We start from the raw sequence: 19,145 nt of genomic DNA on the forward strand, positions 1-19,145 counted from the left end.
CTCATCAGGAGGCGACGACGGCTTTCAGGACCGAGGTGAAGAAGCCGAGGCCGTCGGTGCTCGGGCCGGTCAGGGTCTCGACGCAGTGCTCCGGGTGCGGCATCAGGCCGACCACGTTGCCGCGCTCGTTGCTGATCCCGGCGATGTCGCGGTACGAGCCGTTCGGGTTCTGGCCGAGGTAGCGGGCGACCACCAGGCCCTCGCCCTCGAGCCGGTCCAGCGTCGTCTCGTCGGCGACGTACGAGCCGTCCTGGTTCTTCAGCACGATGGTGATGTCGTGGTTCGCGTCGTAGTCGCTGGTCCACGCGGTGCGGTTGTTCTCGATCCGCAGCGGCTGGTCCTTGCAGACGAACTTGCGGACGTGGTTCTTGATCAGGGCGCCGGGCAGCAGGTGCGCCTCGCAGAGCACCTGGAAGCCGTTGCAGATGCCGAGCACCGGCATGCCCTCGCCGGCCCGCTTGATGACGGTCTCCATCACCGGCGCGAACCGGGAGATGGCGCCGGCCCGCAGGTAGTCGCCGTACGAGAAGCCGCCCGGCAGCACCACCGCGTCGACGCCGTGCAGGTCGGCGTCGCCGTGCCAGAGCGCGACCGCCTCGGCACCGGCGACCGCGGCGGCGCGGCGGGCGTCGACGTCGTCGAGCGAACCCGGGAAGGTGACGACCCCGATCTTCACTGGTCGTTCTCCACGTGCAGGGCGTAGTCCTCGATCACCGGGTTGGCCAGCAGGGTGTCCGCGGCCTTGCGGATCTCGGCCACCTTCTCCTCGGTGGCCTCGCCCTCGAGGGTGATCTCGAAGCGCTTGCCCTGGCGGACGTCGGCCACGCCGTCGAAGCCGAGCCGGCCGAACGCGCCGTGCACCGCCTTGCCCTGCGGGTCGAGGATCTCGGGCTTGAGCATGACGTCGACGACAACGCGAGCCACTGACTACTCCTGGTTTTGATCCGGGGTGACGACCCGAATCCTACCGACCGGAGCCCAGGACACCGCATTCAGCACCGGCAGACCGACGGCGAACAGCTATTCACTGAGTGAATACACTGAGTGTATAGTCGTCGGCATGGCGACTGCGGAGCTGGTGCTGGGGCTGCTGTCCGGCGGCGCGGCGCACGGCTATGACGTGAAGCGGGGCCATGACGCCTGGTTCCCGGACAGCCGTCCGCTCGCGTTCGGGCAGGTCTACTCGACGCTGGCCCGGCTGGAGCGTGACGGCTTGGTCGAGGTCGCCGAGCGGACCGCCGGCGGTGGCCCGGACCGGCGGGTCTTCGCGATCACCGAGAAGGGCCGCAAGCACCTCGAGGACTGGCTGGCCGATCCCGTCCCGCCCGCCTGGGGCACCGCCGACGAGATGTTGCGCAAGCTGGTCGCCGCCCTGCGCACCGGCGGCGACCCGACCGCCTTCCTGGCCAGGCAGCGGGCGAACCACCTGCGCCGGATCCGCGAGCTGCAGGACGCCCCACCCGCCGGCGACCCGACCGCGCACCTGGTTCGGTCCTACCTCGTCGCGCACCTGGACGCGGACCTGCGCTGGCTGGATTCCGCGCTGGAGCGCCTCACCGACGACAAGGAGACCAGCTGATGACGTCCACCCCGGCCCTGGAGCTCACCGACCTGGAGTACGCGTACCACCGCAACGTCGCACTGCGCGGCATCACCGTCACCGTCGCTCCCGGCGAGGTCGTCGCGATCACGGGAGCCAGCGGCTGCGGCAAGTCGACCCTGCTGCACTGCGCGGCCGGCATTCTCACGCCGGACGCCGGCACCGTGGCGGTGGCGGGGCAGGACCTGGCCGCGCTGCCCGAGGAGCAGCGCAGCCGGATGCGGCGGACCCACATCGGAGTGGTGCTGCAGTTCGGACAGCTCGTGCCCGACCTTTCCCTCGCCGACAACGTCGCCCTGCCCCTGCTGCTCGACGGCGCCGATCGGGCCGGCGCGCGCAGGAGCGCGGTCGAGTGGCTCGACCGGGTCGGGATCGCAGACGAGGCGGACGCCGTACCGGCGCAGCTGTCGGGTGGTCAGACCCAGCGGGCCGCGATTGCGCGGGCTCTGGTCACCGGCCCGTCGGTGGTGCTGGCCGACGAGCCGACCGGCAGCGTCGACAGCCGGGCCGGTCAGGAGCTGCTGAAGGTGCTGCTGCGGTCCACCCGCGATCGCGGCGCCGCGCTGGTGATGGTCACCCACGACAACCTGCTGGCCGCGTCCGCGGACCGGGAGATCAGGCTGCGCGACGGCAAGATCCAGCACGAGGTGACGCTGAGATGAGTCTGTCCCTCGCGACCACCGTTCACCTGGCCAGGTCCCGGACGCCCGCCGACCGCAGCCGGGTCCGGCTCGCCACCGCGGCCCTGGCGTTCGCCGGGGCCCTGTTCCTCGCGGCGCTGCGGCTGTTGCGGCTGCGGGGCGAGCTGTCCAAGGACGCCTACAGCAACTACGTCGCCGAGATCGGACTACGGGCCGGACTGGCAGCGATCCTGGTGATCCTGTCCCTGCTCGCCGGTGGGTTGGCGGTCCAGGCGCTCCGGATCGGGACGGCCGCGCGGGAGCGACGGCTGGCCGCGCTCCGGCTCGCCGGTGCGTCACCGCGCCAGGTCCGTCGGCTGGCCGCAGCCGACGCGGCCCTGGTGGGCGTCGCCGGCGGACTGCTCGCCGGTCCGGCCTACCTGGCGCTGACCCTGCTTTTCGGGGCGCTGCCACGGATGCTGCGGATCTTCCCGGGCGTGGACTGGTGGGACCTGGCCGGCTGGGTGATCGTCGCGCTGGTGACGACGGTCGCCGGCACTGCGATCGGGTGGTTCCTGCACCGTCCAGCCGGCCCGGGCAAGGCGCCGCGTCCGCTTCCTCCGCAGGTCGCGCCGGCCATCGGCGCGGGCCTGCTGGTGCTGGGGCTGCTTCCCGGCGGCTATCTGGGCTACATCGGCTCGGCCGCCACCGTGGTCGGGCTCGCCGTGCTGTGGTTCTGGCTCGCGCCGCGGTTCCACCGGGCGCTCGGTCGCCGGTTGACCACCTCCAGCCGCCCGGTCACCTTGCTGACCGGGGCAAGGCTGGTGGCCGACGCGCGGCCGGCCAGCCGGATGAGCACGCTGCTGCTGTGCTGCGGCTACTTGATCGGCGCTCTGGCCCAGACCTCGCTCTACATCGTGCTCGACCACTCGCCGCGTCGCGCCGGCAACCTTGAGTTCTACCTCACCGGCTTCGGCCTCAGCATCTTCGGCGTGGCGCTGATCGCGGTCATCGCGCTCAGCGCGCTGACGGTCGGCGTGGCCGACCAACTCGTCGACCAGCGCCGGCAACTGGCCTGTCTCACCGCGCTGGGCGTCGACGTCGGCTTCCTCGGCCGGGTCGTCCGGCGCCAGCTCACCACGGTCGCCGCCCCCGCACTCGCCCTCGGTCTGGGAATCGGGCTGCTCGGCGGGATCAACGTGCTGATCGGGTTCCAGACCGACCAGCCACCCACCGGCTGGCTCGCCCCGCTGTTCGTCGTCCTGCTCGGGCTCGGCGCCGCGGCCGGCGCCGGTGGGGCCGCACTGGCCGGCTACCTGCTGCGCAACCAGCTACGGGACGCACTCGATCCCGAGAATCTGAGGGCCGCTTGATGACAACTCTCCAGCTCTCCGTCCGCCCCGCCCTGCTGCTCGGCGTGCCGAACCGGATCACCCTGATCCGGACCGTGCTGTCGATGCTGGTCGCCGCGGTGGCGTTCCGGACCGGCGCACTCAGCCTGCTGGTCGCCGGGTACGCCGTCTACTGGCTCGGCGACATGGCCGACGGGGCGGTCGCCCGGTGGCGCAACGAGGAGTCGGAGGCCGGGGCGGTGTTCGACATCGTCTGCGACCGGGCCTGCTCGTTCCTGCTGGCGGCGGCGTTCATGGCCACCTTCCCGGACACGATCGGGCCGCTGGCGATCTTCCTGGTCCAGTTCGGGGTGCTGGACACGATGCTGTCGCTGGCCTTCCTGCTCTGGCCGGGCTCGCTCAGCCCGAACTACTTCTACCGGGTGGACCAGAAGCTCTACGTCTGGAACTGGTCGAAGCCGGCCAAGGCCGTGAACACCGCGGCGGTGGTGATCGCGCTGGTCGTCGACCACCACGTGCACATCCCCTGGCTCCCGTACGCCGTCGCGTGCGTAGCCGTCGTGGTCAAGATCGCCTCGCTGGCCCGGCTGCTCGCGATTTTGCGCGGCCGGATCCCGGCCGTACCGGCTGCGTCATGACGGCTGTCAAGGGTGCTGGGGCCCGCGGCGGTGGGGCCCTGGTTCGTCCCCGAAGTGGGGGTGAGGCCCGTGCTCGCCGACGTCGTTGCACATAGCCTCGGGGTCATGTGGGCGTGGCAGCTGGTACTGGCGGTCGGCTTCGGGATCGGCTCGGCCGTCGTCCCGGTGCTGAACGCCGAGGCGTACGTGCTCGGCGTCGGGGTCTCCGGCGCGCTCGACCCGGTGGTCGCCGCGGTCGGGGTCTCGGTCGGCCAGACGATCGGCAAGGTGGCGATGTTCCTGGCCGTCCGGCACCGCCCCGGCTACACCGCCAAGAAGTCGAAAGAGCCGAAGCAGGTCGACCTGGACTCCCGCTGGGGCCGGTTCGTGCAGTGGAACCGTGACGTCAGCAAGCGCCTGCTCGACGCCCTGAGCGACCGCCGGTGGGGCATCCCGGTGACGTTGTTGAGCGCATCGGTCGGCATCCCCCCGCTGTACGGCGTGGCGCTGATCGCCGGCGCCAGCCGGATGGGCGTGCTCACCTTCAGCCTCTCGGTGCTGGCCGGCCGCCTGGCCCGCTTCGTGACGCTCGCCCTCGGCGTCGGCCTCTTCTGACCCGGCCGCAGCACCGTCTCACCATCCGATCGTCCGCCCGGCCGCTGTCCGGCTGCGGCACAGTGGGAGCTCGCATTGTCGAGTAAGTTAGGTGAGATAGATGACTACTGAGACGCAGGCCCAGCTGAACGGCGTGAACCTGGCCGCCGTGGGCGCACTGGTCGAGGCGATCCAGTTTGACGCCGCCAACGCCCGGACGACCTGGGCCGCGCACGTCACCTGGAACGGCGCGTTCGCGTCGGAGTCCAAGGTCCGCGGCTTCCAGCCGGTCCCGTCCGACGAGCCGGCCGCGCTCGGCGGCACCGACCAGGCCCCGAACCCGGTCGAGCAGCTGCTCGGTGCCCTGGGCAACTGCCTGGCGGTCGGCTACGCCGCGAACGCCACCGTGGCGGGCATCGCGATCGACGAGCTCAGCATCCACCTCAAGGGCGACATCGACCTGCGGGTGTTCCTCGGGCTCGCCGAGGGACATGCCGGGTTCGACTCGATCACGGCGACGGTCCGGCTGAAGTCGGCCGCCGACCCCGAGCAGCTCGCCGCGCTGCACCAGCGGGTCCAGGCGTCCTCTCCGGTGGGTCACACCCTGACCGGCGCTGTCCCGGTCACGATCACGCCCGCCTGACCAGCAGCCTTGCTCGGCGTGGGACCGGGCGGGCCGGTCCGACGTCGAGCGCTCGTCAGGCGGTGAAGGTGCGGCCGGTCAGGCGCTCGTAGGCGTCGACGTACGCCGAGCGGGTGCGCTCGATCACCTCGTCGGACAGCGGCGGCGGCGCCTCGCCGGACGCGCGGTCCCAGCCGGACTCGAACTGCAGCCAGTCCCGCACGATCTGCTTGTCGTACGACGGCTGCTGCCGACCCGGGGACCACTGCGCGGCCGGCCAGAAGCGGCTGGAGTCCGGGGTGAGCACCTCGTCGGCGAGCACGATCGTGCCGTCCGGGCGGGCGCCGAACTCGAACTTCGTGTCGGCCAGGACGATGCCGTGCTGCTCGGCCATCGCGTGGGCCTTCGCGTAGATCGCCAGCGTCAGGTCGCGCAGCGCGCCGGCCGTCTCAACGCCGACGGTCGCCACCACCGCGTCGTACGAGACGTTCTCGTCGTGCTCGCCGAGGTCGGCCTTGGTGGCCGGGGTGAAGATCGGTTCCGGCAGCCGGGACCCCTCGACCAGGCCGGACGGCAGCGGGATGCCGCAGACCTCGCCGGTGGCGTCGTAGTCGAGCAGGCCGGTGCCGCTCAGGTAGCCGCGGGCGACGCACTCGACCGGGAACATCTCCAGCTTCTCGCAGATCACCGCGCGACCGGCCACCTCGGCCGGGACGTCGGTGGAGCGGATGTGGTTCGGCACGTCGAGCTGCTCGAACCACCACAGGCTCATGGCGGTGAGCACCTTGCCCTTGTCCGGGATCGGGGTGCTCAGGATCCAGTCGAAGGCGCTGATCCGGTCGCTGGCGACCATCAGCAGCTCACCCGACTCCAGCTCGTACAGGTCCCGCACCTTGCCGGAGTGGAGATGCTTGGCACCGGGGATGTCGACGGCCTGCGGAAGAGTGGTCACGTCCGCGATTGTCCCACCCGTCGCCGCCGCGCCGTCACCCCGGCCAGCTTGCCGCCGACCGCGAGCATGCCGTCGCGGACGGCACAGGCCACCTGGTGGTCGAGCTGCCCCACCCAGCCGATGCCCCGGGAAGCCCGGACGAGCTTCGTCGCGGCCGGCCGGCGTTCGGCGTCGTACGCGGCGAGAGCGGCTGCCCAGTCGGGGCTTTTGAGGTGCCGGGCGAGCGTTGCGGCGTCTTCGAGGGCGGTGCAGGCGCCTCGGCCGAGGTTCGGCGTCATCGCGTGGGCGGCGTCGCCGAGCAAGGCGACCCGGCCGCTGACGAAGGGCACGAGCGGTAACGTCAGGTCGTAGATGTCGTTCTGCAGAACGGATTCCGGCGGGGTGCCGGCCAGGAGCGCGGGGATCGGCTCGTGCCAGCTCCCGAACGCCTCGAGCACGTCGGCGTGCGGGTCCGCGACCACCTGCGCGGCCGGCCGGTTCGCCGTGGCGTACCAGTAGAACCGGCCGTCGATCAGCCGCGCGAACCCGAACCGCCGGCCCCTTCCCCAGGTCTCACCGCCACCGTCGGTCAGCTCGACGTCCGCGATGCCCCGGTACGCCGTGTAGCCGGAGTACCGCGGGCCGGCGTACTGCGGATGCAGGGTCTGCCGTACGACGCTGCGCAGGCCGTCGGCGGCGACGACCAGATCGGCCCGGAACACCTCGTCCCCCGCGACCACCTCGGCACCGGCCGGATTCTGGCTGACCCCTGTGACCGTCACGCCGGTGCGAATCGCGACCTCCGGGCCGAACCGCTCGGTGATCAGCGCGTGCAGCCGCGCCCGGTGGATCATCACCGGGGCCTCCATCCCCAGAGCCGTCGCTTCCACCACCCAGCCGCCGTCCGGCCTGCGCATCCCGGCCGGGCCGACCAGGGCGACGGCCTGCTGCACCTCCGTCACGCCGAGCTCGGCCAGCGCCGCCACGGCCGAGGGCCACACCGAGATCCCCGCCCCGACCTCGCCCAGCTCCGGCGCCCGCTCCAGCACGGTCACCTGCCAGCCACTTCGCTCCAGCCCGAGCGCCGCGGCCGCGCCACCGATGCCCGCCCCCACCACGATCGCAGTCCTCATACCATGACTCTACATCTGTAGAGGAGGCCTCGGTAGAGTAGGCCCGTGCCGAAAAACGTCCCGCTCGGAGAGGACCGTCGAGCGGCGATCGCCGACGCCGCCATCCAGCTCGTCGCGACCAGCGGCCTGCGTGGTCTCACCCATCGCGCGGTCGACACGGCCGCCGGGCTGCCCCCCGGCTCCACGTCGTACTACCTGCGCACGCGCGACGCGCTGCTCGCCGCGTGCGTCAACCGGATGCTCGAGAGCGACCTCGCTGCCCAGCCCGGGGCCGGTTCGTCGAGCGCTCCGGCGACACCGGCGGAGCTGGCGAAGCTGCTGACTGCGACGGTGCTGCAGCTGGTCGAGCACCGCGCCGAGGACCAGCTCGCCCGGTACGAGCTCTCGCTCGAAGCGAGCCGCCGGCCCGAGCTGCTCGACGCGATCACCCACGGCGGCCGGGTCCTGCGGGAGCACCTGGCCGGCATGCTCGCCGCCCTCGGCGTGCCCGCGGCCGACGAGGCCGCCTGGCCGTTCGCCGCGATGCTCGACGGCCTGATCTGGGACCGCGTCGCCGGCGCGGGCCGGACGCTGCCCCGAGAAGCCTTCGAGGCCGGCGTCCACCGCGCGATCTCCGCGCTGCTGCGGGGCTTCGAGGTTCCCTGAGCCGGTAGCGCTGGGAGTGCGGGTCAGGCGGTTTTGCGTAGCCAGAGCAGGCCGAGCACCGGCAGCACCAGCGGAACGAAGCCGTAGCCCTGGCCGAAGTGCGACCACACCGTCGCGTCCGGGAAGTCCTCCGGTACGGCGTAGCTGAACGCGCCGATCGCCAGTACCCCGACCAGCTCCACCACGATCGCGACGGTCGCCACCCGGCGGGACAGCGTCGTTGCCTTGGCCAACGCGAAGGTCGCCGCGCAGTAGATGACCGCGGCAACGGCCGACAGCACGTACGCGACCGGCGCCCGGTCGAACTGGGTGGCGATCTGCACCCCGGCCCGGGCGGTCGCGGCGAGCGCGAAGATGCCGTACACCAGGATCAGGATGCGCCCCGGCCCGTGCCGGGTGGCCGCGGCCTCGGTCATCTCAGCCGGTCCAGATCTCGTACATCCGCAGCTCGAGCACCGGGACCACCAGGCAGGCGACGGCCAGTGCGCCGGCTCCCCAACGGCTGCTCTCGGCCAGCGCCCAGAGCGTGCCGAGCGGCAGCACGAGCAGCGCACCGATCAGGTAGCCGACGAAGAACGGCCCGGACACGTCCCGCTCGGTCCCGGCCAGCTGCACGATCCCGGCCACCAGCTGCGCCAGCAGGCCGAGCTCGACGACCCCCAGCACGGCGATCAGGGGCCAGTTGATCCGCCGGTCCAGCGCCGCGAGCACGATCGCGAACACCATCGCGGCCAGCGAGAGCGCCACCAGCGCCCAGGTCAGGGGTTCGAACACGATCAGAGAATGTCACGCGGCGTCGGTGCGGTACTCGCCGGGGCGGACGCCGTAGAAGCGGGTGAAGGCGGCACTCAGCGCGTACCCGTTCGCGTAGCCGACCTTGCGGGCGACGGTCGCCAGGGTGTCGTCGGTCCCCCGCAGCAGGTCGCCGGCCAGGCACAGCCGCCAGCAGGTCAGGTACGACATCGGTGGTTCGCCGACCAGGGCATGGAAGCGCCGCGAGAACGCGGCCCGCGACATCGAGCTGCTCGCCGCCAGCTCCGCGACCGTCCACCGCCGGGCCGGCTCCGCGTGCATGAGCGCGAGCGCCGAACCGATGGCCGGGTCCTGCTGTGCTCGGTACCACGGCGGGGCGGAGGAGTCGGGCCGGTCCAGCCAGACCCGCAGCGCGGTGAGCACGATCAGGTCGAGCAGGCGGTCCAAAAGCGCTCGTTGCCCGGGCCGGGCGTTCTCCAGCTCGTCGGTGAGCAGGTCGACCGCGCGACCGACCCCAGCGCCGGACTCGACAAGCAGCACGGGAGGCAAGCCGCCGAGGACCCGGTCGCACACGCCTCCCCCGACCTCGTAGCTACCGGTCACGAGCACCGCCTGGTCCGCGCTCTCGGCCGGTCCGTCGGCCAGCGTGTACGGCCGGCGGCCGACCACCAGCGCGACGTCTCCCGCCGCCAGCTCGGCCGGGGTTTCGCCGTCGACCGTGAGCACCGCCGTCCCCCGGACCATCGTGACCAGCGTCAGCGCGGCGCCGGCTGGGCAGCGCACCTGCCACGGCGCCGACAGGTCGGCCGTCTCCACCACCACTCCCTGCGGCCGGACGTCGTCGAGCAGCCGGGACAGCGCGTCATCCATACCGCGATCGTAGACGCAGTCGTATCTGAGCGGCATCGACAGATATTTCGTTGTCGCCTTGCTGCCGCTTGACTGAGGTCATGACTGAACCTCCCACCGTGAGCGTCCTGGGCACCGGAGCCCTGGGCGCCGCGCTCGCGCAGGCCTTGCACGCCGCTCAGGTCCCGACGATCCTCTGGAACCGCAGCCCGGACCGGCTCGCCGCGGTGGCCGACCGGCTTCCCGGCGTACGGCCTGCGGCGACCGTCACCGACGCGGTCGAGTCCGCGGCGGTTGTCGTCCTGGCCGTGGCGGACGCGGCCGCTGCCGAAGCCGTGCTCAGCGCGGCAGGCGATGCGCTGACCGGACGCGTCGTCGTCAACCTGACGTCCACCACGCCGGAGCAGGCGCAACTGCTGGCCTCGCGATTCGGACCGGAGTACCTGGACGGCGCCGCGATGAGCGGCACGCGCCTGATCGGCGACCCCACCGCCCTCTTCCTGTACGCCGGAGCGGCTGCCGCGTTCTCCCGGGTGGAAGACGTGCTGAAGGTTCTCGGCAGGGCCCGGTTCCTGAGCGAGGACCCGCGGGACGCGTCGCGCTGGGACACCGCGCTGCTCGGGCTGAACCTCGGCCTGCTCACCGCCTTCTACCAGGCGGTGGCGCTGCTCGGCGGTTCCGCGACGCAACTGGCGGACGTCGCCACGGCGTACCTGCCCTTCGCCACCGGCCTGATCGCCGACCACGCGCGGCAGATCGATGCGCAGGACTATCCCGCCGACGACGGCACGCTGACCGTGTACGCCGGGGCGGTGGACCACCTGATCGCGACGGCCGAGCAGCACGGCGTCGGCGCCGACCTCCCGCTGGCCGTCCGTACGGTCATCGGCCGGGCGATCGCGCAGGGCCGCGGCGACCAGGGACTGGCGGCGTTGACGGAGGCACTGCGATGACGAAGGCCGTTTCCTTCGCGGAACTGCGGGACGACCTCACCGCGATCCTGTCCCGGATCCGGTACGCCACGATGACCACCGTCGACCCCCACGGCCGGCCCCGCTCGCGGGTGCTGATCGCGGTCTGGGAGCTGGCCGGTCCGGATCCGCTCGGCTGGCTGGCGACCTTCCGTACGCCGGTCAAGGCGCGGCACCTCGCCGGCAACCCACACACGTCGTTCTCGTACTGGGATCCCCGGCAGGACACCGCGAGCATCGACGCCACCGCCACGTGGACCGACCGCGCGGACGAGCGGCACCACGTGTGGCAGCTCTACGAGGACGGCTCACCTCGCGGGGTCGGCTACCCGCCGGGCGCCTTCTGGCCGGGCGGTCCCGACAGCGAGCAGTTCCAGGTGCTTCGCCTGGAGCCTTACCGGATCCAGGTCCTGCGCGGGCACGAGCTCTCCCGCGGTGTCCCGGCGAGGCAGTGGAGCCGGCCTTCCGCGACGGCTTAGAGAATGTCGCCCGGGGTGTACGCCGCGGCGTCGGGGTAGCGCTTGGCCAGCTGCTCGATCTTGGCGACGACGGCGTTCACCTGGGCGACGGCCGCGCCGGTGAAGGTGAGCGGCTCGCCGACGATGCCGACGATCTGCTCCTCGGTCAGCCCGAGCCGGCCGTCCGCGCCGAGCCGGCGGAACAGGTCGTTGCCGGCCAGCCCCTGCCGCAGGTCGAGCGCGGTCGCGACGGCGTGCTCCTTGATCACCTCGTGCGCGGTCTCCCGGCCGACGCCGTTCTTCACCGCGGCCATCAGGATCTTGGTGCTGGTCAGGAACGGCAGGTACCGCTCGAGCTCACGCTCCACCACCGCCGGGTAGACGCCGAACTCGGCCAGCACGGTCAGGAACGTCTCGAACAACCCGTCGAGCGCGAAGAACGCGTCCGGCAGCGCGACCCGGCGTACGACCGAGCAGAAGACGTCACCCTCGTTCCACTGGTTGCCGGCCAGCTCACCGGCCATCGACGCGTAGCCGCGCAGGATCACCGCGAGCCCGTTGACCCGCTCGCAGGACCGGGTGTTCATCTTGTGCGGCATCGCGGACGAGCCGACCTGGCCCTCCTTGAAGCCCTCGGTGACCAGCTCGTGCCCGGCCATCAGCCGGATCGTGGTCGCCAGGCTCGACGGCCCGGCGGCGAGCTGGACCAGCGCCGAGACCACCTCGTAGTCCAGCGAGCGCGGGTAGACCTGGCCGACACTGCTCAGCGTCCGGCGGAACCCGAGGTGCTGCGCGACCTCCGACTCCAGCCCGGACAGCATCTTGTCCTGGCCGCCGAACAGGTCGAGCATGTCCTGCGACGTACCGACCGGGCCCTTGATGCCGCGCAGCGGGTACCGGTCGATCAGCTCCTCCAGCCGGGCGATCGCGATCAGCAACTCGTCGGCCGCCGAGGCGAACCGCTTGCCCAGCGTGGTCGCCTGCGCGGCGACGTTGTGCGACCGGCCGGTGATCACCAGCGCCGCGTGCTCGGCCGCCTTCTGACCCAGCTGGACGGCGGTGGCGACGGCGCGGTCGCGGACCAGTTCCAGCCCGGCCCGGATCTGCAGCTGCTCGACGTTCTCGGTCAGGTCCCGGCTCGTCATGCCCTTGTGGATGTGCTCGTGCCCGGCGAGCGCGTTGAACTCCTCGATCCGCGCCTTCACGTCGTGCCGGGTGACCCGCTCCCGGGCGGCGATCGACTCCAGGTCGACCTGGTCGATCACCCGACGGTAGTCCTCGATCACCCCGTCCGGCACGTCCACGCCGAAGTCCTTCTGCGCGCTCAGCACTGCCAGCCACAGCTGCCGCTCGAGCACGATCTTGTGCTCCGGTGACCACAGCTCGGCCATCGACAGACTGGCGTACCGCGCGGCGAGAACGTTCGGGATCCGGGGCTTGCTGGAGTTCGGCACACCGCCATTCTCCCTGGTCGGCCGCCGCCGTCTCAGCCGCACCCCCACCACTCACCAAGTCCGGCCTTGGCTGGCCACCCAGCGTGACAGCAGATGCCTGAGCGGTGATCGCCGAGGTTGGTGAGTGGTGCGGATCCGGCTCACAGCAGCGCGGCCCGCAGGTCGGCGCCGATCAGGTCCACCGCGTGCCGCCCGGCCGCCAGGACTCCGGGGAAGTTGAGGAACGCGTGCATCGTGTCGGCGTACTCGACCAGCCTGGCCGCGACGCCGTCCGCGCGCAGGCGATCGGCGTACGCCCGGGCGTCGTCGCGCAGCGGGTCCCGGCCGGCGGCCAGAATCAGCGCGGGAGGCAGCCCGGAGAGGTCCTTCGCCCGCAACGGCACCGCCGCCGCGGGCAGGTCACCCGGCGGGAAGTACTGCGTGTCCGCCCAGCCACCCGGCGCGATGCTGTGGAAGACACCGTCGAACAACCGGTACGACTCGGTGTCCTGGCCGTCGTCGAGCGGCGGGTAGCAGAGCACCTGCCGGTCAGGCAGTGGCCGGTCCTCGTCGCGTGCGACCAGGCACGCGCCCGCGGCCAGTGCTGCCCCGGCGCTCTGCCCGCCGATCACCAGCCGACCGTCGCCACCGACCTCCGCCCGGTGCTCGCGCAACCAGTCGAGCGCGTCGAGGGCGTCGTCCAGGCCTGCGGGAAAGGGATGCTCCGGCGCCAACCGGTAGTTGAGCGACACCACCACGACCTGCCCGCCGGCGGCGATGCCCGAGGTGGCGCACTCGATGTCGCGGAGATCGCCGCCGACGAACCCACCGCCGTGCAACCAGAGCACCACGGGCCGGGGCTCGTCGGTCCGCGGCCGGTAGATGCGCGCCAGCAGCGTCCGCCCGGGCAGCTCCAATCGGATGTCACGGGGTCGGGTCGAAGGATCGACGAGTCCGGCGAGCTCGGGATCGGGCAGCTCTTGACGGTCCTCCAGCAGAGCGGCGTACGGGTCGGCGGGGGCGTTCTCCGCCTCGTCGGGACCCTGGACAGCGAAGCGCCGGAGCAACGCGTCGGTCTCCGCCCGGAACCCGGGCTCGTCCACGATTTCGCGGGTCATCCGACCACTCCACCGAGATGCCGGCCGACGTGCTCGTACGGCTTGCCGTCGATCGGCGTTGCGAAGTACTCCGCGAGCGCCCCGATGCTGCCGTCGAACGGTCCGCCCGTCGCCGGGTCGGACCAGGCCGGACCGTCGTACCGGAGAACCTCGTCGACCAGCGCGTCCGCGACACTGCTCATCCGGTCCACCAGCAGCTCGGACGGCAGGTGCCGACCCGCCGCCACGCCACCCGCGTTGAGCGCCGACCCCGCCTCGGCGGTCTCCCACTCGGGCGCCAGACTCCAGTGCGATCGCCCGGCCGCCGCCTCCAGGAGTACGGCGAGCGTGATCTCGTCCCACATCAGGATGTGCGCGACGAGGTCGTGCAACGAGTCGCAGAAGTGCCCCAGCGGCCCGTCCTCCACCCGGTACGGCGCCCGCAACTCCGGCACGCTCGCCAACCGGTCCAGCAGCAACTGGTGATCGGCCTGGATCAGCTTCGCCGCCCCAGCGGCGTCGATCGTTGGTGTACGCATGTCCCCAGTCGACCCCGGCGCGGCACCGGCCCGGCCCCGATTGACGAAGTTCGGCAATCGTCGGGTGGTCGCGCGCCGTTCGCCGGGCGTTCACACCGCGCTGGAAAGTAGTTGCCGTCGCAGTGATCCGCTGGGGCGGCCCGCTGCCGCGGCCCAGCCCGAGGAGAGTCGATGCAGGATCCGAGCGTCACCCCCGCTACGCCGTGGACACCGAGCCGGCGGCGCCTGCTGTGGAGCGGAGCACTCGGAGCGGCAGCGCTGGGCACTCTCTCGCCCGGTCCCGCCGCGGCGAGCACCACCGGGCACGGACCGGTCCGCGGGCCGTTCACCTTGGGCGTGGCATCCGGTGACCCGCTGCCCGACCGGGTGGTGCTGTGGACGCGGCTCGCCCCCGAACCGCTGGCCGAGAACGGTCACGGCGGTATGCCGAACCGGCCCGTCCCGGTGCACTGGGAGATCTCCGAGCACGAGACGTTCCGCCGGGTCGTGGCCCGCGGCATGGAGCTGGCCCGGCCGGAGGAGGCGCACTCGGTCCATGTCGACGCCTCCGGTCTGCAGCCGAGTACGACGTACTTCTACCGCTTCCGCACCGGGTCCGAGCTGAGCCCGGTCGGCCGGACCAGGACGGCGCCCCGGCGGGTGGACCGGCCGGACCGGTTCTCCTTCGCCTTCGCGAGCTGCCAGAACTACCCGGCCGGCTTCTACACGGCGTACGCCCACCTGGCCGAGGAAGACCTGGACCTGCTCGTCTTTCTCGGCGACTACATCTACACCGGGGACGGCCAGGGCACGATCGGCCGCGGCTACGTCCCGGTCCGCGAGGTCGAGACCCTGCCGGACTACCGGATCCGGCTGGCCCAGGTGAAGAGCGACGGCGATCTGCAGGCGGCGCACGCCGCGTTCCCGTGGCTGATGACTTTCGACGACCACGAGGTGGCCAACAACTGGGCCGGTGCCGACGTGGACCCGGACGTGCCGGTGGAGCAGTTCCTGGCCCGCCGCGCGGCCGGCTTCCAGGCGTACTACGAGCACATGCCGGTACGCCGGGCGTTACGCCCGAGCGGGCCGGACATCAACTTCTACCGCCGGCTGACCTTCGGCGACCTGGTCGACTTCTACCTGCTGGACACCCGGCAGTACCGCAGCGACCAGGTCGGTCCGGCCCGCCGGTACGAGCCGGGCCGGACGATGCTCGGCGACGTGCAGGAGAAGTGGTTGACCGACGCACTGGCCGGACCGACGGCGCGGTGGAACGTGCTGGCCCAGCAGGTGGTGTTCTCCCAGCGCGACTTCACCGCCGGCCCGGGGCAAGGGTTCAACGACGACTCCTGGGACAACTACCCGATCGCCCGCGACCGGCTGCGGAACCGGCTCGCCGCCGCCGGCAACCCGGTGGTGCTCACCGGCGACGTGCACATGAACTACGTCTCGGACATCACCGCGGACTTCGACGACCCGGCGGCTCCGGTGGTGGGCACCGAACTGGTCGGCACGTCGATCAGCTCCGGCGGCGACGCCGACCCGAACCCGGCCGGCGACGCGCGGCAACTGGCCGAGAACCCGCACCTGAAGTTCGTCAACCGCGACCGCGGCTACGTCCGCAACGTCGTCACGCCGACCGCGTGGACCGCCGACTTCCGCACCGTGGACTACGTCTCCCGGCCCGGCGCCCCGGTGCGCACCCGAGCCAGCTTCCGCATCGAGAACGGCCGCCCGGGCGCACGGCCCGTCTAGCTCGCGGGGCGTCCCGTCAGACGGTGATCTCGCCGCGCGCCGCCTTCAGGGCGATGTCGGTGCGGTGCTGGGAGCCCTTGATCCGGATCTGGCCGACCGCGGAGTACGCGTGCTGGCGGGCCTCGTCCAGGTTCTTGCCGGTCGCGCTGACCGCGAGCACCCGGCCGCCGGCGGTGACCAGGTCGTCGCCGTCGACGGCGGTGCCGGCGTGGAACACCCGGACACCGCCGGCCTCGGCCTGCTCGATCCCGGTGATCACGTCGCCACTGCGCGGTTTCGCCGGGTACTTCTTCGCCGCGACCACGACCGCCACGGACGCGGCGTTCTTCCAGCTCAGCGGTTCGGCGTCGGCCAGCTTGCCGGTCGCCGCGGCGTACAGGACGCCGCCGAGCGGGGTCTTCAGCAGCGGCAGCAGCGCCTGGGTCTCCGGATCGCCGAAGCGGCAGTTGAACTCGATCACCCGCAGCCCGCGGCTGGTCAGCGCGAGGCCGGCGTAGAGCAGCCCGCTGAACGGCGTACCGCGGCGGCGGAGCTCGTCGACGGTCGGCTGCAGCACCTTCTCGGTGATCTCCTCGACCAGCTTGTCCGGTGCCCAGGGCAACGGTGTGTAGGCGCCCATGCCGCCGGTGTTCGGGCCCTGGTCGTCGTCGCCGAGCCGCTTGAAGTCCTGGGCCGGCTGCATCGGCAGCACGGTGGTGCCGTCGGTGATCGCGAACAGCGACACCTCCGGGCCGTCCAGGTACTCCTCGATCAGCACCTGCTCGCACTCGGCCGCGTGCGCGAGGGCCTCCTCGCGGTCCGCGGTGACCACCACGCCCTTGCCGGCGGCCAGCGCGTCGTCCTTCACCACGTACGGCGGACCGAACGCGTCGATCGCCTCGGCGGCCTGCTCCGGGGTGGTGCAGATGTAAGCCCGGCCGGTCGGCACGCTCGCGGCGGCCATCACGTCCTTGGCGAACGCCTTCGACCCCTCGATCTGCGCGGCTTCCTTGGACGGCCCGAAGACCGCGATGCCGGCCGCGCGCAGCGGGTCGGCCAGACCGGCGACCAGCGGCACCTCCGGCCCGACCACGACCAGGTCGGTGCCGAGCTCCTGGGCCAGCGCGACGACCGCGTCGTGGTCGGCGATGTCCACCGGGCGGCAGCCGACCGTCTGCCCGTCGTACGCCGGCCGCAGCGCCGCGATGCCGGGGTTGCCCGGGGCCGCGACGACCTGCTCGACGGCCGGGTCCTGGCCGAGTGCCCAGACAAGTGCGTGTTCGCGGCCGCCAGAGCCGATGACGAGAACCTTCACGAGCCACGAGCCTAGGGCATGCCCGCCGGCAGCGCGCAGCCGCGCAGTGGCGGACCCGACGCGCGGGTCGTTCTGTCCGGGCGCCGGCGGTGACAGACTGCCCTGACTGGAGGTAGTGCATTGACTACACGTTCGGCACCGGCAGCGGCCCGCCGCCGGTTCTCCCCCGCGTCACTGGTGTCGTGGCTGCTGCTGACGCCCTGCCTGGTGATCTTCGCGCTGTTCATCGTCTGGCCGCTCGGCAAGTCGGTCTCGCTGTCGCTGCACGGCTCGGACCTGTTCGGCCGGCCCGACGCCTTCGTCGGCCTGCAGCACTACCGCGACATGCTCGGCTCGGCCGAGTTCCGGCACATCCTGTGGGTGACGTTCGCGTTCGTGCTGCTGACGGTGATCCCCGGCGTGCTCGGCGGTCTGTTCATCGTGCTGCTGCTCGAGCAGCACATCAAAGGCATCCGGATCTTCCGGACCGCGTTCGCGCTGCCGTTCGCGTTCTCGGTGGCCAGCGCGTCGGTGATCTTCGCGACCATCTACAACCCGGCGATCGGCCTGGCCAACGGCCTGCTCGGCCGGTTCGGGGTGGACCGGATCGGCTGGCTGACCGATCCCGACTGGGCGCTGATCAGCGTCGCGATCACGACGGTCTGGATGAGCATCGGCTACAACGTGCTGGTGCTGTCGGCCGGCATCGGAGCGATCCCGGCCGAGATCAACGAGGCGGCCACCCTGGACGGCGCCGGCGGCTGGCGGGCGTCGCGGTACATCACCGTGCCGATGCTCGGCCCGCAACTGTTCTTCCTGGTGGTGATCTCCACGATCCAGTCGCTGCAGGGCTTCGGCCAGATCAAGATCCTCACCCCCGAGGGCGGCCCGGAGCAGTCGACCAAGACGCTGGTCTACTCGATCTACCACACCGCGTTCGCGAACAACGCGAGCGACTTCGGCGCCGCGTCCGCGCAGGCGATCGTGCTGCTGGTCATCCTGCTGGCCTGCACCGCGATCCAGTTCGGCGTGCTCGAGAGGCGGGTGCACTACAAGTGAGGCAACTGACCGTCGGCCGGGTGATCACCTACGCCGTACTGATCCTCGCCGCGCTCGCGGTGGTCTTCCCGGTGTACTACGTGATCGCCGGCTCGATCATGTCGCCCGGCCAGATCTCGGCGTACCCGCCGGACCTGTTCCCGCACGGCATCTTCACCGGCAACTACGAGGGCGCGTCGTCGTCCGGCACACCGATCGGCCGGCAGTACCTGAACTCGATCCTGCAGACCTCGATCATCACGACCTCCCAGCTGATCACCAGCGTGCTGGCGGCGTACGCGTTCGTCTTCATGAGGATGTGGGGCCGGACCGTGCTGTTCGGGTTGTTCCTGGCCACGCTGATGGTGCCGTGGGAGTCGATCGTGCTGCCGAACTACCTGACCATCACCGGCTGGGAGCTCGGCGGCGAGCGGCTGACCGCGTCGTACGCCGGCACGATGCTCGCGCTGGTGCTGCCGTTCCTGGCGAACGCGTTCGGCGTGTTCCTGCTCCGGCAGTCGTTCCTGCAGTTCCCGACCGAGCTGCGCGACGCGGCGACGATCGACGGCTGCGGGCACTGGCGGTTCCTGCGCCAGATCCTGATCCCGCTGAACAAGCCGGCCCTGATGGCGGTCGGGCTGTACGTGTTCCTGTCCGCCTGGAACCAGTTCTTCTGGCCGCTGCTGATCGGCGACTCCGCGGACCGGCGCACGCTGCAGATCGGGATCAGCCAGCTCAACGACGCGGAGGCGGCCGACCCGGGGCTGATCCTGGCCGGCGTCACGCTGTCCATCCTTCCCACCCTGGCCATCGTGATCTTCGGCCAGCGCTTCATCGTCCGCGGACTGACCGCGGGCGCCATCCGGTAGTTCCGGTAGGACAGAAA

The 19,145-nt window shown here is 71.6% G+C and carries 23 protein-coding genes; 12 read left to right on the plus strand and 11 right to left on the minus strand.

All coding sequences use genetic code 11. From position 1 onward, the window contains the following. Positions 1-4: 4 nt before the first annotated feature. Positions 5-676 (minus strand): phosphoribosylformylglycinamidine synthase subunit PurQ, encoded by a 672-nt coding sequence (purQ, locus tag KFLA_RS33150; protein ID WP_012924216.1) that lies wholly within the window; start codon positions 674-676, stop codon positions 5-7. Further along, on the minus strand, positions 673-924 hold the full coding sequence (gene purS / locus KFLA_RS33155) for a phosphoribosylformylglycinamidine synthase subunit PurS (RefSeq protein WP_012924217.1): 252 nt from the start codon (positions 922-924) through the stop codon (positions 673-675). Before purS ends, purQ begins: the two co-directional genes overlap by 4 nt. A gap of 136 nt (positions 925-1,060) precedes the next feature. Here purS and KFLA_RS33160 point away from each other — a divergent pair, with 136 nt between their 5' ends. From KFLA_RS33160 to KFLA_RS33185, 6 genes are all read left to right on the plus strand, one after another. Continuing rightward, positions 1,061-1,579, plus strand: coding sequence for a PadR family transcriptional regulator (locus KFLA_RS33160; RefSeq protein WP_012924218.1), 519 nt, complete (start codon positions 1,061-1,063; stop codon positions 1,577-1,579). Next, positions 1,579-2,262 (plus strand): ABC transporter ATP-binding protein, encoded by a 684-nt coding sequence (locus tag KFLA_RS33165; protein ID WP_012924219.1) that lies wholly within the window; start codon positions 1,579-1,581, stop codon positions 2,260-2,262. Before KFLA_RS33160 ends, KFLA_RS33165 begins: the two co-directional genes overlap by 1 nt. Then, entirely contained in the window at positions 2,259-3,593 is a 1,335-nt protein-coding gene (locus KFLA_RS33170; RefSeq protein WP_012924220.1) for an FtsX-like permease family protein, read from the plus strand. The genes KFLA_RS33165 and KFLA_RS33170 overlap by 4 nt, the downstream gene beginning before the upstream one ends. Next, entirely contained in the window at positions 3,593-4,210 is a 618-nt protein-coding gene (locus tag KFLA_RS33175; protein ID WP_012924221.1) for a CDP-alcohol phosphatidyltransferase family protein, read from the plus strand. The genes KFLA_RS33170 and KFLA_RS33175 overlap by 1 nt, the downstream gene beginning before the upstream one ends. Positions 4,211-4,315: 105 nt before the next feature. Beyond that, the gene (locus KFLA_RS33180) at positions 4,316-4,804 is read left to right on the plus strand and encodes a hypothetical protein (protein WP_148256802.1); all 489 of its coding nucleotides are present in this window, start codon (positions 4,316-4,318) and stop codon (positions 4,802-4,804) included. 100 nt (positions 4,805-4,904) lie between these two features. Then, complete coding sequence (locus KFLA_RS33185) at positions 4,905-5,426, plus strand: OsmC family protein (protein WP_012924223.1); 522 nt, start codon at positions 4,905-4,907, stop codon at positions 5,424-5,426. A 55-nt stretch (positions 5,427-5,481) separates the two neighbouring features. Here the strand turns inward: KFLA_RS33185 and KFLA_RS33190 are convergent, their stop codons facing one another. Continuing rightward, the gene (locus KFLA_RS33190; protein ID WP_012924224.1) at positions 5,482-6,357 is read right to left on the minus strand and encodes a phosphoribosylaminoimidazolesuccinocarboxamide synthase; all 876 of its coding nucleotides are present in this window, start codon (positions 6,355-6,357) and stop codon (positions 5,482-5,484) included. After that, positions 6,354-7,469 (minus strand): FAD-dependent monooxygenase, encoded by a 1,116-nt coding sequence (locus KFLA_RS33195; RefSeq protein WP_012924225.1) that lies wholly within the window; start codon positions 7,467-7,469, stop codon positions 6,354-6,356. Before KFLA_RS33195 ends, KFLA_RS33190 begins: the two co-directional genes overlap by 4 nt. 45 nt (positions 7,470-7,514) lie before the next feature. On the opposite strand from KFLA_RS33195, the gene KFLA_RS38050 reads away from it, so the two are divergent. Then, positions 7,515-8,114 carry a TetR/AcrR family transcriptional regulator gene (locus KFLA_RS38050; RefSeq protein WP_012924226.1) on the plus strand — a complete coding sequence of 200 codons (600 nt, stop codon included), beginning with the start codon at positions 7,515-7,517 and terminating at the stop codon, positions 8,112-8,114. Between the two features lie 23 nt (positions 8,115-8,137). Here the strand turns inward: KFLA_RS38050 and KFLA_RS33205 are convergent, their stop codons facing one another. From KFLA_RS33205 to KFLA_RS33215, 3 genes are read right to left on the minus strand one after another with little or no spacing between them, the layout of a single operon-like run. Further along, positions 8,138-8,530 carry a hypothetical protein gene (locus KFLA_RS33205; protein WP_012924227.1) on the minus strand — a complete coding sequence of 131 codons (393 nt, stop codon included), beginning with the start codon at positions 8,528-8,530 and terminating at the stop codon, positions 8,138-8,140. 1 nt (position 8,531) lies between these two features. After that, entirely contained in the window at positions 8,532-8,888 is a 357-nt protein-coding gene (locus KFLA_RS33210; protein WP_012924228.1) for a hypothetical protein, read from the minus strand. A gap of 12 nt (positions 8,889-8,900) precedes the next feature. After that, positions 8,901-9,737 (minus strand): AraC family transcriptional regulator, encoded by an 837-nt coding sequence (locus KFLA_RS33215; protein WP_012924229.1) that lies wholly within the window; start codon positions 9,735-9,737, stop codon positions 8,901-8,903. An 80-nt stretch (positions 9,738-9,817) separates the two neighbouring features. On the opposite strand from KFLA_RS33215, the gene KFLA_RS33220 reads away from it, so the two are divergent. Together KFLA_RS33220 and KFLA_RS33225 are read left to right on the plus strand one after the other, a co-directional pair. After that, complete coding sequence (locus KFLA_RS33220) at positions 9,818-10,669, plus strand: imine reductase family protein (protein ID WP_012924230.1); 852 nt, start codon at positions 9,818-9,820, stop codon at positions 10,667-10,669. Next, positions 10,666-11,166: a pyridoxamine 5'-phosphate oxidase family protein gene (locus KFLA_RS33225; RefSeq protein ID WP_012924231.1), complete on the plus strand. Its 501-nt coding sequence runs from the start codon at positions 10,666-10,668 to the stop codon at positions 11,164-11,166. The genes KFLA_RS33220 and KFLA_RS33225 overlap by 4 nt, the downstream gene beginning before the upstream one ends. On the opposite strand, the gene purB is transcribed toward KFLA_RS33225, so the two are convergent. The 3 genes from purB to KFLA_RS36120 all read right to left on the minus strand — a co-directional run bounded on the left by purB (position 11,163) and on the right by KFLA_RS36120 (position 14,214). Continuing rightward, on the minus strand, positions 11,163-12,599 hold the full coding sequence (purB, locus tag KFLA_RS33230; protein WP_012924232.1) for an adenylosuccinate lyase: 1,437 nt from the start codon (positions 12,597-12,599) through the stop codon (positions 11,163-11,165). The genes KFLA_RS33225 and purB overlap by 4 nt on opposite strands. 140 nt (positions 12,600-12,739) lie before the next feature. Beyond that, on the minus strand, positions 12,740-13,696 hold the full coding sequence (locus KFLA_RS33235) for an alpha/beta hydrolase (protein ID WP_012924233.1): 957 nt from the start codon (positions 13,694-13,696) through the stop codon (positions 12,740-12,742). Then, positions 13,693-14,214, minus strand: a complete 522-nt coding sequence (locus KFLA_RS36120; RefSeq protein ID WP_012924234.1) for a hypothetical protein — start codon at positions 14,212-14,214, stop codon at positions 13,693-13,695. Before KFLA_RS36120 ends, KFLA_RS33235 begins: the two co-directional genes overlap by 4 nt. Positions 14,215-14,385: 171 nt before the next feature. On the opposite strand from KFLA_RS36120, the gene KFLA_RS33245 reads away from it, so the two are divergent. Beyond that, on the plus strand, positions 14,386-15,948 hold the full coding sequence (locus KFLA_RS33245; RefSeq protein WP_012924235.1) for an alkaline phosphatase D family protein: 1,563 nt from the start codon (positions 14,386-14,388) through the stop codon (positions 15,946-15,948). Between the two features lie 16 nt (positions 15,949-15,964). Here KFLA_RS33245 and purD read toward each other — a convergent pair whose 3' ends face one another. Then, on the minus strand, positions 15,965-17,242 hold the full coding sequence (purD, locus tag KFLA_RS33250) for a phosphoribosylamine--glycine ligase (protein ID WP_012924236.1): 1,278 nt from the start codon (positions 17,240-17,242) through the stop codon (positions 15,965-15,967). Between the two features lie 120 nt (positions 17,243-17,362). Here purD and KFLA_RS33255 point away from each other — a divergent pair, with 120 nt between their 5' ends. Together KFLA_RS33255 and KFLA_RS33260 are read left to right on the plus strand one after the other, a co-directional pair. Beyond that, positions 17,363-18,280: a carbohydrate ABC transporter permease gene (locus KFLA_RS33255; protein WP_049797474.1), complete on the plus strand. Its 918-nt coding sequence runs from the start codon at positions 17,363-17,365 to the stop codon at positions 18,278-18,280. Next, positions 18,277-19,128, plus strand: coding sequence for a carbohydrate ABC transporter permease (locus KFLA_RS33260; protein WP_012924238.1), 852 nt, complete (start codon positions 18,277-18,279; stop codon positions 19,126-19,128). Before KFLA_RS33255 ends, KFLA_RS33260 begins: the two co-directional genes overlap by 4 nt. Positions 19,129-19,145: the final 17 nt, after the last annotated feature.

Origin of the sequence: Kribbella flavida DSM 17836, assembly GCF_000024345.1 — a bacterium.
Taxonomy (GTDB): Bacteria; Actinomycetota; Actinomycetes; order Propionibacteriales; family Kribbellaceae; genus Kribbella; species Kribbella flavida.

Coding starts and splice junctions, on each gene's coding strand:
- KFLA_RS33160 (WP_012924218.1), top strand. CDS start 1,061: ATGGCGACTGCGGAGCTGGTGCTGGGGCTGCTGTCCGGCGGCGCGGCG.
- KFLA_RS33165 (WP_012924219.1), top strand. CDS start 1,579: ATGACGTCCACCCCGGCCCTGGAGCTCACCGACCTGGAGTACGCGTAC.
- KFLA_RS33170 (WP_012924220.1), top strand. CDS start 2,259: ATGAGTCTGTCCCTCGCGACCACCGTTCACCTGGCCAGGTCCCGGACG.
- KFLA_RS33175 (WP_012924221.1), top strand. CDS start 3,593: ATGACAACTCTCCAGCTCTCCGTCCGCCCCGCCCTGCTGCTCGGCGTG.
- KFLA_RS33180 (WP_148256802.1), top strand. CDS start 4,316: ATGTGGGCGTGGCAGCTGGTACTGGCGGTCGGCTTCGGGATCGGCTCG.
- KFLA_RS33185 (WP_012924223.1), top strand. CDS start 4,905: ATGACTACTGAGACGCAGGCCCAGCTGAACGGCGTGAACCTGGCCGCC.
- KFLA_RS33195 (WP_012924225.1), bottom strand. CDS start 7,469: ATGAGGACTGCGATCGTGGTGGGGGCGGGCATCGGTGGCGCGGCCGCG.
- KFLA_RS33205 (WP_012924227.1), bottom strand. CDS start 8,530: ATGACCGAGGCCGCGGCCACCCGGCACGGGCCGGGGCGCATCCTGATC.
- KFLA_RS33215 (WP_012924229.1), bottom strand. CDS start 9,737: ATGGATGACGCGCTGTCCCGGCTGCTCGACGACGTCCGGCCGCAGGGA.
- KFLA_RS33220 (WP_012924230.1), top strand. CDS start 9,818: ATGACTGAACCTCCCACCGTGAGCGTCCTGGGCACCGGAGCCCTGGGC.
- KFLA_RS33225 (WP_012924231.1), top strand. CDS start 10,666: ATGACGAAGGCCGTTTCCTTCGCGGAACTGCGGGACGACCTCACCGCG.
- KFLA_RS33235 (WP_012924233.1), bottom strand. CDS start 13,696: ATGACCCGCGAAATCGTGGACGAGCCCGGGTTCCGGGCGGAGACCGAC.
- KFLA_RS36120 (WP_012924234.1), bottom strand. CDS start 14,214: ATGCGTACACCAACGATCGACGCCGCTGGGGCGGCGAAGCTGATCCAG.
- KFLA_RS33245 (WP_012924235.1), top strand. CDS start 14,386: ATGCAGGATCCGAGCGTCACCCCCGCTACGCCGTGGACACCGAGCCGG.